The sequence below is a fragment of the Metabacillus indicus LMG 22858 genome (assembly GCF_000708755.2).
Classification (GTDB): domain Bacteria; phylum Bacillota; class Bacilli; order Bacillales; family Bacillaceae; genus Bacillus_P; species Bacillus_P indicus.
On record NZ_JGVU02000002.1, the window covers coordinates 1,660,477 to 1,675,300 of the forward strand.

Annotated in this window: 15 protein-coding genes and 1 other annotated feature; of the genes, 1 reads left to right on the forward strand and 14 read right to left on the reverse strand. The window is 44.9% G+C overall.

Annotated elements, in window-relative coordinates; all coding sequences use genetic code 11:
* Window positions 1-115 precede the first annotated feature (115 nt).
* Window positions 116-1,738 carry a putative polysaccharide biosynthesis protein gene (locus AZ46_RS11785; RefSeq protein ID WP_029278904.1) on the reverse strand — a complete coding sequence of 541 codons (1,623 nt, stop codon included), beginning with the start codon at window positions 1,736-1,738 and terminating at the stop codon, window positions 116-118.
* 337 nt (window positions 1,739-2,075) lie between these two features.
* Between AZ46_RS11785 and AZ46_RS11790 the strand changes: the two genes are divergently transcribed.
* The gene (locus tag AZ46_RS11790) at window positions 2,076-3,353 is read left to right on the forward strand and encodes a BaiN/RdsA family NAD(P)/FAD-dependent oxidoreductase (RefSeq protein WP_029278902.1); all 1,278 of its coding nucleotides are present in this window, start codon (window positions 2,076-2,078) and stop codon (window positions 3,351-3,353) included.
* Between the two features lie 11 nt (window positions 3,354-3,364).
* Here AZ46_RS11790 and AZ46_RS21755 read toward each other — a convergent pair whose 3' ends face one another.
* From AZ46_RS21755 to AZ46_RS11855, 13 genes are all read right to left on the reverse strand, one after another.
* On the reverse strand, window positions 3,365-3,547 hold the full coding sequence (locus AZ46_RS21755) for a sporulation protein Cse60 (RefSeq protein ID WP_029278896.1): 183 nt from the start codon (window positions 3,545-3,547) through the stop codon (window positions 3,365-3,367).
* Window positions 3,548-3,787 (reverse strand): DUF2553 family protein, encoded by a 240-nt coding sequence (locus tag AZ46_RS21760; RefSeq protein WP_029278894.1) that lies wholly within the window; start codon window positions 3,785-3,787, stop codon window positions 3,548-3,550.
* Window positions 3,788-3,898: 111 nt separating this feature from the next.
* Window positions 3,899-4,222: a rhodanese-like domain-containing protein gene (locus tag AZ46_RS11805; RefSeq protein ID WP_029278892.1), complete on the reverse strand. Its 324-nt coding sequence runs from the start codon at window positions 4,220-4,222 to the stop codon at window positions 3,899-3,901.
* A gap of 98 nt (window positions 4,223-4,320) precedes the next feature.
* Complete coding sequence (gene leuS, locus AZ46_RS11810; RefSeq protein ID WP_029278890.1) at window positions 4,321-6,735, reverse strand: leucine--tRNA ligase; 2,415 nt, start codon at window positions 6,733-6,735, stop codon at window positions 4,321-4,323.
* Window positions 6,736-6,832: 97 nt separating this feature from the next.
* Window positions 6,833-7,059: a binding site (T-box leader), on the reverse strand.
* Window positions 7,060-7,210: 151 nt separating this feature from the next.
* Complete coding sequence (locus AZ46_RS11815; RefSeq protein ID WP_029278889.1) at window positions 7,211-7,534, reverse strand: DUF4257 domain-containing protein; 324 nt, start codon at window positions 7,532-7,534, stop codon at window positions 7,211-7,213.
* A 341-nt stretch (window positions 7,535-7,875) separates the two neighbouring features.
* Complete coding sequence (locus AZ46_RS11820) at window positions 7,876-9,063, reverse strand: MDR family MFS transporter (protein ID WP_029278888.1); 1,188 nt, start codon at window positions 9,061-9,063, stop codon at window positions 7,876-7,878.
* A 155-nt stretch (window positions 9,064-9,218) separates the two neighbouring features.
* A complete protein-coding gene (locus AZ46_RS11825; protein ID WP_029278887.1) occupies window positions 9,219-9,623 on the reverse strand; it encodes a hypothetical protein in 405 nt (134 codons plus the stop codon).
* Between the two features lie 51 nt (window positions 9,624-9,674).
* On the reverse strand, window positions 9,675-11,009 hold the full coding sequence (locus AZ46_RS11830) for an ABC transporter permease (RefSeq protein ID WP_029278886.1): 1,335 nt from the start codon (window positions 11,007-11,009) through the stop codon (window positions 9,675-9,677).
* A complete protein-coding gene (locus tag AZ46_RS11835) occupies window positions 10,999-11,697 on the reverse strand; it encodes an ABC transporter ATP-binding protein (RefSeq protein WP_029278885.1) in 699 nt (232 codons plus the stop codon). Before AZ46_RS11835 ends, AZ46_RS11830 begins: the two co-directional genes overlap by 11 nt.
* 11 nt (window positions 11,698-11,708) lie before the next feature.
* Window positions 11,709-12,698, reverse strand: a complete 990-nt coding sequence (locus AZ46_RS11840; RefSeq protein WP_029278884.1) for an ABC transporter permease subunit — start codon at window positions 12,696-12,698, stop codon at window positions 11,709-11,711.
* The gene (locus AZ46_RS11845; protein WP_029278883.1) at window positions 12,692-13,570 is read right to left on the reverse strand and encodes an ABC transporter ATP-binding protein; all 879 of its coding nucleotides are present in this window, start codon (window positions 13,568-13,570) and stop codon (window positions 12,692-12,694) included. Before AZ46_RS11845 ends, AZ46_RS11840 begins: the two co-directional genes overlap by 7 nt.
* Window positions 13,563-13,952 carry a GntR family transcriptional regulator gene (locus AZ46_RS11850; protein WP_029278882.1) on the reverse strand — a complete coding sequence of 130 codons (390 nt, stop codon included), beginning with the start codon at window positions 13,950-13,952 and terminating at the stop codon, window positions 13,563-13,565. The genes AZ46_RS11845 and AZ46_RS11850 overlap by 8 nt, the downstream gene beginning before the upstream one ends.
* A 704-nt stretch (window positions 13,953-14,656) precedes the next feature.
* Window positions 14,657-14,818, reverse strand: a complete 162-nt coding sequence (locus AZ46_RS11855; RefSeq protein WP_029278881.1) for a hypothetical protein — start codon at window positions 14,816-14,818, stop codon at window positions 14,657-14,659.
* Between the last annotated feature and the right edge of the window lie 6 nt (window positions 14,819-14,824).

The following is a 14,824-nucleotide window of genomic DNA, read 5'->3' on the forward strand; positions in this document are numbered from 1 at the left end:
CGAATATTCGAATCCTGGAAGTATGCCGTTCCTTCCGCTGCAATCCACTAGGTTTGCTTACATTACGCTGTAAGCAGTCCTCTTTTTTTCTTCTAGAGCTTTGAAAAAAGAAGGCTTATTCAGCAGCCTTCTTCTTGCGGTTTAAAAAGGAAAAACGGCTGCCGAGCAGCTTCTCGAGCAGGTGAGAGCGGTGCGCTGCGTACAGGTATGCAGCTGCTCCTAAACCGATCGCAATCAGCAGTATGATGACTGACTGCATTTTCCCATCAGAGTATTCAATAAAAATAGATAGAACGGATTGGGTGACTGACACGACCAGACCCATAAAAGCAGTCAGAATTCCGATAAAGACGGTGCGCTTGAACAGCAGCTTGAATGAATAGCCTGCGTGGCGGCGGATCATTGCAAAACTGTACAGAATAGATGCACCGAACCCAAGCGCTGTTGCGAGAATGGATCCGACACCCTGGTACGCCTCAATGAGCGGAGCATTCACAGCAAGTTTAATGATCAGTCCAAGTGAAAGGGAAATAACAGCAAGCTTTTGCTTGTTGATTCCCTGCAGAACGGCTGCTGTTACGGTAAAGAAAGAAAACAGGATCGCTACAGGCGCGAACCATCTCAGCAAGAGTGCCCCGTCCGGATCGTTTTCATAAAACAGCATATAGGCAGGCTCTGACAGTATCACCAGCCCGACAATAGCAGGCAGTGTGAGGAATATGATAATCTGAAAGGCCTGATCAATCTGCTTATTCACAAGCTTCATATTCTTATCGGTGAAGGATCTTGTAATCGTCGGTACAAGCGTCAGTCCAAATGCTGTCGCGAGTGATACGGGTATCATCACAAGCTTTGGCAAATATAAGACAACAATTGAAAATATACCTGTTGCCGTTTCTTTAAATCCTCCCTCAACCATCGATTTAATGAACGTATTTGTATCAATGTACGTATATAAAGGGATAGCAAGTCCAACAAAGACAAATGGCCCTGCGTATGAAAAAAGCTCTTTAAACATGCGTCCTGCGGGCATGTCTTCAGAAGGAACCACATTCTCCCTCATAGCTTCAAGACCGTGTTTGCGGCGCTGCCAGTAAGCAAACAGCACAAGCAGGCCTCCGATGGCTCCGACAAATGCAGCGAAGGTCGAATAGCCGACTGCCGTTACAAGCGAGCCGTCAAATACCTTCAAAACCAGGTAAGCTGACACGAGCAGGAAGGCAATTCTTACAATCTGTTCAATAACCTGAGAAACAGCTGTCGGCCCCATTGACTGATGCCCCTGGAAAAATCCCCTGATAAGACTCATGATCGGCACGACAATTAAGGCGAGACTGACCATGCGGATGACAAGCACGGCATCGTCAACCGTTGTATTGCCGATCTCTCTTTGCCCAAGCGAGCTTTCAGCCAAAACCGGCGCCAGAAAATAGAGAATGATAAACGCAAGCACTCCCGTTAAGAACATCACCGAGATGCCCACTCGGAACATTTTCCTGCTTGTTGCGTAATCTCCTATGGAATTATACTTTGATACAAATTTTGAAACCGCCTGGGGAAATCCCATGGTCGCAATGCCGAGGAAAACGGCATACTGCGCATATCCTATCTGGTACAAGGCCCCGCCGTCTTTTCCGACAAGCGCATAGAACGGGATAATGTAGATCATTCCAAGAATTCTTGATATGTAGGTGCCAAGCGTTAATACGAGTGTTCCCCGCAATAATTTATTCGACATGAATGAAATCACCAATTTCTCTCTGAAGATTCAACTTTTCTATTTTAACACATTAGAGACCTATAACAAGAATGTTTGTGCATGACAAAAGCGGAAGCGCCTTGGTAAGATCCGGCAGGCAGATAAGAATCCGACGGAAAAGTCCGGGTCCCGCCTTTTTTGGCGGATTTGTTCTGACAGAGGATCTAGGCGCTGAAGCTAGACGTTGATAACCTTGTAAGGTTATCAACATCCTTATATTCTTTATAAAACAATAAAAGGCGGATTTGGCATTTCACGTGATTCCGCTATAATAGGGAGAGAAAAGGTTTTTTCAGAAAGAAAAGGTTGTGAAAGCATGAAGGTTGATGTAGTGATTATCGGAGGCGGTCCATCCGGCCTGATGGCAGCGATTGCGGCAGGTGAAAAAGGAGCACGCGTCCTCCTGCTCGATAAAGGAAATAAACTCGGCAGAAAGCTTGCAATTTCAGGTGGCGGCAGATGCAATGTCACAAACAGGCTCCCGGTTGATGAGATTGTTAAACATATTCCCGGAAACGGACGATTTTTATACAGCGCATTCTCAGAATTCAGCAATGAGGATATTATCCGCTTTTTTGAAAAGCTTGGCATACAGCTGAAGGAAGAAGACCACGGCAGGATGTTTCCGGTCACAGACAAAGCTCAGTCTGTTGTTGATGCTCTTCTTAATGAACTCCAAAAGCTGCGTGTGACAATCCGTACAAACGATCCAGTGGAAACGATCGAGTACGAGAACGGCAAGACCGCCGGTGTGCGGTTAAAAAACGGCGAATATATTCAAACACAGTCGGTTGTGGTTGCTGTCGGGGGCAAAAGCGTTCCCCATACCGGAAGCACAGGAGACGGATATGCCTGGGCTGAAAAAGCAGGACATACCATTACAGAGCTTTTTCCAACAGAAGTTCCAGTAACATCCAATGAACATTTCATTCAGGAAAAAACGCTACAGGGCCTCTCTCTCCGGAATGTTGCCCTGAGCGTGCTGAATCCTAAAGGCAAGGTCATCAAAACGCACCAGATGGACATGATTTTTACCCACTTCGGGATTTCCGGACCGGCTGTTCTCCGCTGCAGCCAATACGTCGTCAAAGCGATGAAAAAGTTCAAAACCACGGCTATTCCCGTAAGCATCGACTCGTTTCCGGACCGGAACCAAGAAGAGCTTTTTCAGGAAACGGTCAAGCTCTTCAAATCAGAACCTAAGAAAGCCGTTAAAAACGTGCTGAAAGGATTCCTGACTGAAAGATACCTTCTGTTTCTCCTTGAGAAAAACGGAATAGACCCGAATCTGCCGGCTGCCAATCTTCAGATGGATAAATGGCGGTCATTCATACAGGACTGCAAAGGATTTCAGTTTAACGTCCACGGGACGCTGTCTATCGACAAGGCGTTCGTAACCGGAGGCGGAGTATCGGTTAAGGAGATCCATCCAAAAGAAATGGCGTCAAAACTTATGAACGGCTTGTATTTTTGCGGAGAAATCCTTGATATCCACGGCTACACAGGAGGCTACAACATTACATCTGCTCTTGTAACCGGCAGGCTTGCCGGAAAAAATGCCGCACAATATGCAAAGGAAGCAGCTAGTTTATAGCGGCTTCCTTTTTAGGTTCTGTATAAAATGAGGGCTGAAAAACAATAAAGCTGTTCCCCGTTCTGATCGCAGGCTGCCGACACATTGTATTTAATGTCAACAAGCTGCTCATCTGAAATCGACTTCAGGAATTGATTGATTGCCTTTTCCAGGTCTTTTTCATGCTCTTTATCAAAAACGGCCACCTTGTACATTTAGCACCATCCCATATCATTGCCTTCCGCGTATTGCTGCTGGAGCTCGCAGTTCCGTTCATACACGCGGTAAAACCTGTCCTCTTCCATTATGAACCCACTTTCTAATTCATATTCCCGTCCATCAGAAGTTATGACAAGCTTCCCGATATACTCCTTTCCGATGTACAGCTCCATAAATTCCCCGTGCAGCTTAGCGACAACGCGATCCGTTACATCAAGCTTGTGATAGTCAGACATATCACATCCCTCCTTAGTTGAAGTGTATTTTTAAGGGATGTTGTTTATGATAGCGTTTTTATTTTAGCTGTTCATTCAACAAAAAAACCCTGCCGAAGCAGGGAAATGGAATTATGCCAATTCACTTTTGCGTTTTGTGTCGCCTTTCCAGTCAAGCATGCCGCCCGCCATGTTCGTCACTTTATAGCCTTTGTCCTCCATGAAGGAGCAGACGTTGCCGCTGCGTCCGCCTGACCGGCAGATGATGATGTATTCTTTGTCCTTATCAAACTGATCAAGCTTTTCAGGAATTTCTCCCATGCGGATATGTTTTGCTTCAGGAATCATCCCTTCTTCCACTTCATCCTCCTCGCGCACATCTACAAGGTTCAGCGTTTCTCCGCTTTTCAGTTTTTTATGTAATTCGTCTGTTGTTATTTCTCTCATTGAAATCATCCTTTCTGTTTCAGATGGGTTTATTATACCAAAGCATGTGTGTGACATACCACTTTGACAAAGCAATGAAAAAAGCAGGCTCCGTGGCCTGCTTTTTCTTAGTTCGCTACAATATTTACAAGTTTTCCAGGAACGGCAATGATTTTGCGTATTGTTTTTCCGTCAACCTGTTCTTTCACGTCAACATCTGAAAGAGCAAGCTCCTGCATTTCTTCGCGTGTTGCGTCTTTTGGAACGTGGAGTTTCGCTTTTACTTTCCCGTTTACCTGAACAACGATTTCCACTTCGTCCTCAACTAATTTGCCTTCGTCGTATGCAGGCCATGTTTCATAGGAGACTGTTCCTTCGTGGCCAAGCTTTTCCCATAATTCCTCAGCAAGGTGAGGAGCTACCGGTGAAAGCAATTTAACGAAGCCTTCCATATATGACTTTGGAAGAACTGTTGCTTTGTACGCCTCATTAATGAAAACCATCAGCTGGGAGATCGCTGTGTTGAAACGCAGTCCTTCGTAATCCTCTGTTACTTTTTTAACGGTTTGATGATACACACGCTCTAAGCTGTCAGATGGGCTGTCAGTCACTTTTGCATTAAGAGCTCCGTTATCTTCTACGAACAGACGCCATACACGGTCAAGGAAACGGCGAGCTCCGTCAAGTCCTTTTTCAGACCAGGCGATAGAAGCCTCAAGAGGTCCCATGAACATTTCGTAAAGGCGAAGCGTATCTGCACCGTGGCTTGCAACGATATCATCCGGATTGACAACATTGCCTTTGGATTTACTCATTTTTTCGTTGTTTTCCCCAAGAATCATTCCCTGGTTAAACAATTTCTGGAACGGCTCTTTTGTAGGAACAATGCCAAGATCGTACAGCACTTTATGCCAGAAGCGCGCATACAGCAAATGAAGAACCGCATGTTCCGCACCGCCGATGTATGTGTCAACAGGCAGCCACTGCTTGATTTTTTCAGGATCTGCAAGGTGCTCAGCGTTCTTTGGATCAATATAGCGCAGGTAGTACCAGCAGCTTCCGGCCCATTGCGGCATTGTGTTTGTCTCGCGTCTGCCTTTTTTGCCTGTTGCAGGGTCTGTTACGTTTACCCACTCTTCAATAACGGCAAGCGGAGATTCGCCTGTGCCTGAAGGACGGATTTCTGTCGTTTTCGGCAGTGTCAGAGGAAGCTCTTCCTCAGGTACTGCTGACATTGTGCCGTCTTCCCAATGAATAATCGGAATCGGCTCACCCCAGTAGCGCTGGCGGGAGAACAGCCAGTCACGAAGACGGTAAGTCGTTTTCTTTTCGCCCTTTTTGTTTGTTTCAAGCCATGCAATCATGTTTTCAATGGCTTCTTCTTTATTTAAGCCGTTGAGGAAATCAGAGTTCACATGCTGTCCGTCGCCTGTATAAGCTTCATTTTCAACATTGCCGCCTTCAACAACCTCTTTGATCGGCAGGTCGAACATTTTTGCAAATTCATAGTCTCGCTCGTCGTGTGCAGGAACAGCCATAATTGCGCCAGTTCCGTAGCTTACAAGAACGTAGTCTGCAATCCAGATCGGCATTTTTTCGCCGTTTGCAGGGTTAACAGCAAACGCACCTGTGAATACTCCTGTTTTTTCTTTCGCAAGATCTGTCCGTTCAAGATCACTCTTGCTTTTTACTTTATCAAGATAAGCTGCTACAGCATCCTTTTGGTCTTCTGTTGTAATTTTATCAACTAAAGCATGCTCGGGAGCAAGGACTGCATACGTCGCCCCAAAGAGCGTATCCGGACGTGTTGTGAAAACAGTAAAGGATTCTTCATGTCCGTCAACGGTAAACTGAACGTGCGCTCCTTCAGAACGGCCGATCCAGTTGCGCTGCATTTCCTTGATGCTCTCAGGCCAGTCAACTTCTTCAAGGTCCTCAATTAAGCGGTCTGCATATGCCGTGATTTTCAGCATCCATTGTTTCATCGGGCGGCGTTCAACAGGATGGCCTCCGCGCTCGCTCTTTCCGTCGATGATTTCTTCATTTGCAAGGACGGTTCCAAGTGCAGGACACCAGTTGACCGCTACCTCATCAACATAAGCAAGACCTTTTTTATATAACTGAAGGAAAATCCATTGTGTCCACTTGTAGTATTCAGGATCTGTCGTATTAATTTCACGGTCCCAGTCATATGAAAATCCGAGGCTTTGAATCTGACGGCGGAACGTATCAATGTTTTTGGCTGTAAACTCTGCAGGGTCATTCCCAGTATCAAGCGCGTATTGCTCAGCAGGAAGACCGAATGCATCCCATCCCATCGGATGAAGGACGTTATATCCCTGCATGCGTTTTACGCGGGAAAGAATGTCAGTTGCTGTAAAACCTTCCGGATGTCCGACATGAAGGCCCGCCCCTGATGGATACGGAAACATGTCAAGTGCGTAAAATTTAGGCTTGCCGGCATCTTCCGTTGTTTTGAACGTCTTATTTTCAAGCCAGTAGTTCTGCCATTTCTTCTCGATTTTTTCGTGCTTGTAATTCATCATTATCCTCCTCTGATTGGTGCGCTGTTTCTACTAATTCAGTTTGAACGGGTTTTGGATTGTTAAACGGAGAAAACAGAAAAAACCTCCCGTCCCCGAAAGGGACGAGAGGTTTATTTCCCGCGGTACCACCCAATTTAGCGCCATACGGCACTCACTTGATATCCGTAACGTGGATCACGACAGACATTACCGTGCAGGCTGCCCTGCAGTTCGCATCCGTAACTCAAAGGCGAGTTCGCAGGCATTGGATGATTGACTCTCACCGTCCGTCAATTCTCTGAGCATCCGCAGTCTGTTACTAATCCTTATCACCGTTCAAAATCATAAAGTTATACATGTATTTTATAGAATTTAAACCACGGTTGCAAGCTGTTCGCTGTAAAAACTTATGAAATGGGCAGGAATGCGGGAAAATCATGCTTTTAATAGAAGTGTAGGTTGTTGAGAGATAAGGTGTGAGATGGTTTGGAGATTATTTCGCTTGGCGCTCATTGTCTTTTACAGGCTGTTCAATGCTGTCCTGCTGCTGTCTGACAAAGTCAAAACTCCGAAGTACGGCCTCCCCGCTGTAACCAGCGATAATAGAAAGCACGACAAGCTGAAATGAGGATGAAGGTTCTGTAGATAAAACGAGCAGGATCGATGCGGTCGTGCCCATTGCGATATCCTCCCAGAAACCGAGGTAGATAAAACGCTTGGTCATTCTTGGCTTTTCCATCCTTCCCTTCTTTTTAACATGTCCAAGCAGTCCCATTAACCCCCCAATCAATGACGCTACAATTACAGTCTGCAGCATAAGATCACCTTCCTAAAGCCGTAATAAATTCGGCACGCGACTTCAGGTACAAGATATATTGCTTCTCTTTGCTTGTACAAATCAATAAAACCAGAAGCTTGTTTTACTTCCATTATATGTGAATATCAAGGGAACAATCTTGATTAAATAGAAGGAATTTTCAGTAAACTTTCATTCGTACTATTTCACTAGACCGAACACTTTTTCGGTCCGGCGCCTAAGTGATTAGTACCATGCATTTCTGGAGAGTACGCCTCTTTATTTTCCTCACTCTTCCAAATACTTGTCCATTTGACCGAAAAAAGCACACCTTTTCCATTTAAAAGGTGTGCCATCTGTTATCACGCACTCACTGCGGGCGCAGGATGCTTCTCTTTGATTTTCTTATCGTAAACGGATGTCGTGAACATGGCGATAAACAGCAATCCAATCAGAACAGCAAACAGCATGTTCATGCCATATAGATCAACCAGTACGCCTCCAAGCAGCGGACCGATCATCCTTCCGCCTGTAGCTGTGCTGTTGACAAAGCCCTGATAAAATCCTTCCCTTCCTTTTGGAGCGAGAGCATTGGCAATGGTAGGAACTGCCGGCCATACAAGCATTTCTCCGATTGTTAAAATGATCATCGCTGTCATAAATCCGCTGAAGTCACCTGCAAAGGAGACCATGACAAAGGAGAAAATAAAGATGCAAAAGCCGATCATCATCTGCTTTTTAATGGATTTGGCAGCATATTTAACAAATGTATTCACAAGCGGCTGGCCGAAAACAATCAATGCCCCGTTTACCGTCCAGATCAAACTGTACTGGGTAAGCGGGATGTTCAGCTCCTGTGTGTGGGCGGCAATCGTTGACTGCCACTGAACATACGCGACCCAGCACAGCAAATAGCCGGAGCAAAGAATAATCAGTGCTGTAAATTTATCGCGGTTCTGCAGTTTGGATGATTCCTGCAAAATGGATGATTGAGCAGATGGAGCTGATGCAATCTTTCGATAACCGAAACATGCAAGCAAGAAAAAAACAGCATACAGTGCTGCATTTGCAATAAAAATCAGCTGAAAGGAATACCCTGCGATCAGTCCGCCAAGCGCAGCCCCAATCGCAACTCCCGCATTTTGAGAAACATAAATTGCGTTAAACGCCTTTCGACCGCCTTCTGGCCAAACCGTTCCGGCAAGTGCATACATCGATGGAAACACAATTCCGGAGCCAAACCCGACAAGCGTCAAAAAGACAATATACCAAGGCCAGTCATTAAAGAAAACAAGGCCCAGAATAGCCGTGAACGTAAGCACAATCCCGCTCAAAATAGAGCGGTAGCCCCCGTACCGGTCAAAAAGCACCCCGCCAATCAGGTTGCCCGCTACACTTGCAGCAGAATTCAGCATCAGGACAATCCCGGCAACTGTCAGTGATTTCCCCAGATGATCATGAATGTAAATCGTATTTAAAGGCCACAGAAACGAAGAACCTGTTACGTTAATCAGCATTCCTATTACAAGCAGCCATAAAGAACGCGGCATCGCGAAAACCTCCTTAAAAAACTCACAAAAAAGCACGAAGGCAAGAGCTGCCTTCGCGTTTTTTTAAATCCATAGAAGATTGTAGTCCTTTTATCTGGAGATTGCAACCGGGAAATACCGGACTGATTTGCCGTGCCTGGATGCTTGCATCATTGTTAATACAAAGACAGATCCTCTTCTGTTTCAAATATAATTTCACCACTGGATTGCATGCTCACTGCTGTCACATCTGCAGAACCCTGATATCCTTTTTCAAAATAGCCGACAATCGTTTCCTCAAGCTGTTTTCCGTTTTTGTCTCTGTATAAAAGGTTAATAGAACTTTCACTGAACTTTTCGCTCGGCGTGATTTTCAGCTGATAGGTTTGTTTCGGTTCCAATGACGGAATCACAATTTTTTCCTCATTATAAAAATAACTGATCTCCATTTCATCCAGCTGATGTTCCGATTGATTTGTAATCGTAATGGTGATTGCACTGCTGAACATACCTCTTACAGGCAGAACAAATAAAATCACCAAAAGCAATGCGATCATCAAATTGACAAGCCATCTTTTCAAATGCCATCCCTCCGCAGGTCATAATTTGCAAACAGCAGGCATTGAATGCCTTTAAAGCTCTCGTCTGAGCGCGGAGAGAACATTGATATTCGTCGCCTTCACGGCCGGACGCAATCCTGAAATCAAGGCCACTCCGAGACTGATGCCGCCCGCAATCAGGACAAGACTGAGGGGGATGTAGGAGAACGTAAAGTCCACACCTTCCATGCTTCCCTCAGAAACGGCTCCAAGCACAAGCGGAATGGCAAAGTTTGCTGCAAAGCTGACAGCATAAGCAATGATCACACCGAGCAATGCACCGAGCAGGCCGATAAACGCACTCTCAAGAAGAAAGATTCTGCGGATCACGCCAGGCTGAGCCCCGATTGCCTTCATAATCCCGATTTCCTGGGTACGTTCTGTTACAGCCATAGTCATCGTATTAAAAATACCGATCGATGCAATCAGAACGGCTACAGTTCCGACAAAAATCAGTCCTGCTTTAAAGGCATTAAAGAATAAGTTCATGTTTTCAAGCTCTTCTGTTATCGAATACACTAAGTATCCTTTATCCTTCAGGGAATCTGTCACGCCTTTAACATCTTCAATGCTTGCCGTATAAACCTTTATTTCATTATATTCCTGCGGTTCAACTTCATCTGCAGCATCTGCTTTTGCGGCAAATTCCTGCATGTCTTTTTTCCACACATCACTGATGTAGATATTGAAATCATCCATATAATCTCTTGAAGGTGCTGCTGTAATACCGGAGATCGTGAACGTCCAGCTTTTCGTTTCCGATTTGCCGTCAATCTGCTCGGTCTGTGTTAAGACAATCTCTTTTCCGATCAGTTCACCCTGATAGCCTTCCGGTTCTTCTGCAGCTGTCTTTGAATTCTGAGCCTGCTCATCAAGCTGTTTTCTTTCCGCATCCGTCAGAAGCGAACTTGCAAAGTGATGGCCGACAATGACTTCACGGTCATTTTTCGGGGCTTTTCCAGAGTCAAGCTTTAAATTTGCCTTAAATTCATTTTCCATATTCGTAATCAGCGGAGCTGAAAAATCGGCTGTTCTGTCACCGAGCTTTGCAGCCGTTTGTCCTGTCTGGGTAGCATAGGACCTTCTGACGACTGCTGCCACATTCTTTGTATCCTCGAGTTCTTTAATTTGTTCGTCATTTCCCTGTTCAAATCCCGCGTCCGTTTCCTTCCCGCTGATTTGGATTTCGTTCAGCTTTTGAGCGCTCAAAAGCTCCTCCTGCATGCTTTTTTGCATGCCGAAACCGACTGATGCAAGAACAATCAGAAACGCACAGCCGATGGTAGTCGCAAGTACGGTCATGAAAACCCTCATCCTGTTTTTCTTCATATTTCTTCTGACGAGGCTGAGCTGATCTCTAAATTTCAACAGGAACACCCTCTTCCTTCAATACGCCGTCCTGCAGCACAAATTTTCTGTCGCTGAATGCCGCTACTTCTTCATCGTGGGTAATGATGAAGAACGTGATGCCTTTTTCTGTGTTCAGCTCTTTGATGAGGTCAAGAATTTCTTTTTCCGTCTCACTGTCCAGACTTCCTGTCGGTTCATCAGCCAGAATGATTTCAGGATTTGTAATCAGGGCACGTCCAATTCCAACGCGCTGCTGCTGTCCCCCTGACAGCTCGTTTGGATAATGGCCCGAATGGTTATCAAGACCGATTCTGTAAAGCATTTCGGTTACCTTCGTTTTTCTTGCAGAAGAAGGAACTCCCTTCAACGTTAATGGCAGTTCAATGTTTTCAAACGTCGTCAGACTCGGGATGAGCTGAAAACTTTGAAAAATGAAGCCAAACGTATCAAGCCTGAAGGCTGCCCATTCTTTTTCACTGAACCCGGTCACCTCTGTGCCGCCGACAGTAATTTTCCCCTCTGTCGGGGCGATATAGCCTGAAACTAAATTGAGAAGCGTTGATTTCCCCGAACCGCTCCTGCCGACGATTGAAGCGATTTCCCCTTTTTGAATGGCAAGCGATACATTTTTCAAAACAGGTATTTCTTTTTCATTTCCTTTTTTTCCAACCTTAAACGAGTGACTTAATCCATCAACTTTTATCATGATTTCCTCTCCTAGGAATGCTTTGTTTTTTTATATATGAGGAAGTAGCCCAGCAGCAGACTTACGGCTGCCCCGGCAGCGCCTCCGGTTACAAATCCTGTTATGCCTTGATCATACATTCGGTATCCCATTGAACTGAATCCAAGCACCCCAAGCAGCAGCACCAAGATCAGAATAGGTAGATTAAGATGTTTCCATAAAAAGAAATTGCCGTTCCTTTCATTCGGATGATGCAGGAATGAATACAGTCCAATCCCAAAGAATAATACACCCATCGCTGCCTGGATCAAAAAGTAAAGGGGCATTCCCTCCGTTAGTTCCTTGAAAAAAGGCAAGCTCATCATTGGAAGAAACGGTGTCAAAAGACATCCCGCATTAATGAAATTCTCGATTTCTGCATAGGAGTATAATCCAAGGCCTTCTACATGGTTAAAGACAACAAATGTAAACAGAAACGGCAGCGAGCCGGTGCTCAGAGCCGTCAGCCCCTGCGCAAATGGCGTTCCCGTAAGCGAACCCGCTGCAAAGGTCAAGCTGTAAACCATCACCAGGCAGAAAAACAATTCCAAATAATAATCCATTAACGGTTCAGACAGGGCCACGCCTGCCGTCTCTGTGTAGATTCCTGACAGCACAAGCGAAATCAGTGACGAAAGCAGGATTGCAATAAGAACAGAAGCAGATTTCACAAGATAAATTTCTGAACGTTTAAATGGCAGACCAAGTGTATAATCCATTGTACCCCTGGCTCTCTCCGTTCCCATTTGCGCGATTGCGATGAAAAACAGGAAAGCAGCTGATAAAATCAGGAGCAAATCGTCTCCTAAGGGATAAGTAAATGGATCAGTCGACAACTCGGGATAATCCTTCAGCATGTTTAAAAAGCTCGAATGTTCGGACCAAATTCTATAAGGAAGAAAAAAGGCATTAAGAAGAAAAAATAAAACAAGCAGGACTCTGATCTGTCTTAACTCTTTTAGAAATAAAGCACGCACTACCATCTTCGGTCCCCTCCAAACTTTGCAATAAATACTTCCTCTAAGTTAACCGGGAGCGTATTCCAGACTTTAGGACCGAGAGATTGAAGCCGCTTCATCTTATCTTCATCCTTTTTTTCCAGAAGCATCGTGTAAAAAATACCGGAGTGCTCAAGAATCGGAACACCCATTTCTCTAATCTTTAAGTGCAGGTCATTTTCAAAAACAGCCTGTATTTTCACAAAATCCTCCCGGAGCGATTCAAGGTCCATCACATTGGACAGAGTATGGCCATCCAGAAAACCGATCTTGCTGCAGATCCTTTCAATATCCTCAAGCCTGTGGGATGTAATCAGAATGGCGGTTTCTCTTTCACCCACTTCATCCACCATAAGCTGCAGGAGATCTCTTCTTGTGACAGCATCAATTCCGTCAGTCGGCTCATCAAGCAAAATGACTGCAGGTCTTGAAGCAAAGGCCATAATGAGAGCAAACTGTTTCTTCAGCCCCGTTGATAAATCCCTGTATTTTTTTGTTTCAGGTATACCGTAGCGGTTCATCAGCTCGTTTGCATAGGTGACATCAAAATCCGGATACAGGGATTTCAGCATTCCTGACAGTTCTTTATATGTATATCTATCATAAAAAGGGTTTTGGACAGGTACATAAATAACCTTTCTTTTAGCCAGGGGCTGCTTCTTTATGGAGGCATTTTCAAACAAAACTTCTCCCTCATCCGGCAGCACAATCTGCTGAATAATCCGCAGAAGCGTCGTTTTTCCCGAGCCGTTTCTGCCCAGAAGCCCAAAGATATCGCCTTTTTCAATCGTCAGCGATACGTCCTCCAGCACCCTCACTCCATCGAGCGATTTTGAGAGATTTTTCAGTTCAAGCATGGTCTCCGCCTCTCATTTCTCTGCTGATTTCCTCAATCCATTTGTGAATGACTTCAATGTCAATTCCCGCATAAACGGCATCTACAATCAGCGGCTTCAATTGTTCTTTGATCATCTCCATCTTCCCTTCATCAAGCGTTACTCCGGCATTCTCGGAGACAAAAGTCCCCCTGCCCCTTAACGTTTCAATCATTCCTTCACGTTCAAGCTCTTTATATGCTTTGCTTACGGTATTAGGGTTTGCAATAATCATCGTTGAAAGCTCGCGCACAGACGGGAGCTTTTCACCGGGCTTAAGAATTCCTTTCAGACAGAGCTCTTTCATCTGCTGAATGATCTGTTCATAAATCGCTTTTGAGCTGCGCGGGTCAATTTGAATCATCGGTCTCCCTTCTTCCTATCGTGAAATGGTTCTGTACTACGTGTATTAGTTTTGGTAGTACACTTAATACAATAATTGTTTTTGTAATTATTGTCAATGGATTTTTGGGGAATTTTGGGAGTGTTTTTTGTGTTTGGGGTATCAAAACGCGGAATTTATTTTTGATGGAACTATTACCGGGGTTCGGTGCCATCAACACGCAGACTTTCCAGGTTGATGGCACTTATCTCGGAGTTCAGTACCATCAACACGCACTATCCTTTTTTTGATGACACTTATCTCGGAGTTCGGAACCACCAACACGCAGATTTCCTCTTTTGATGGAACTTATCTCGGAGTTTGGAACCATCAACACGCAGATTTCCTTTTTTGATGGAACTTAACTCGGAGTTCAGAACCACCAACACGTAGATTTCCTCTTTTGATGGCACTTATCTCGGAGTTCAGATCCACCAACACGCAGATTTCCTTTTTTGATGGCACTTATCTCGGAGTTCAGTACCATCAACACGCACTATCCTTTTTTTGATGACACTTATCTCGGAGTTCGGAACCATCAACACGCACTATCCCTTTTTTAATGGCACTTATCTCAGAGATCAGAACCATCAAAATGCACAATTCCTTTTTTGATGGCACCAAACCTCCAGCAGCTTTTAAAAAACACCTAAAAAACCGCTCCCAAACCCGGAAGCGGTCATTCATTATTCAGGACGCTGTTTCGATTTCACTTTCTGTCCCTGTTTTTCATATTTTTTCTTGGACTCTTTTACCGGATCAAATTCCTGGCCGAATTCGGTGTCGGTATTGTTGATGCCGTTTCTTGTTTTCTGTTCGGGGTTTTGCTGTTTTGAGCGTTTTTTCATACAGAC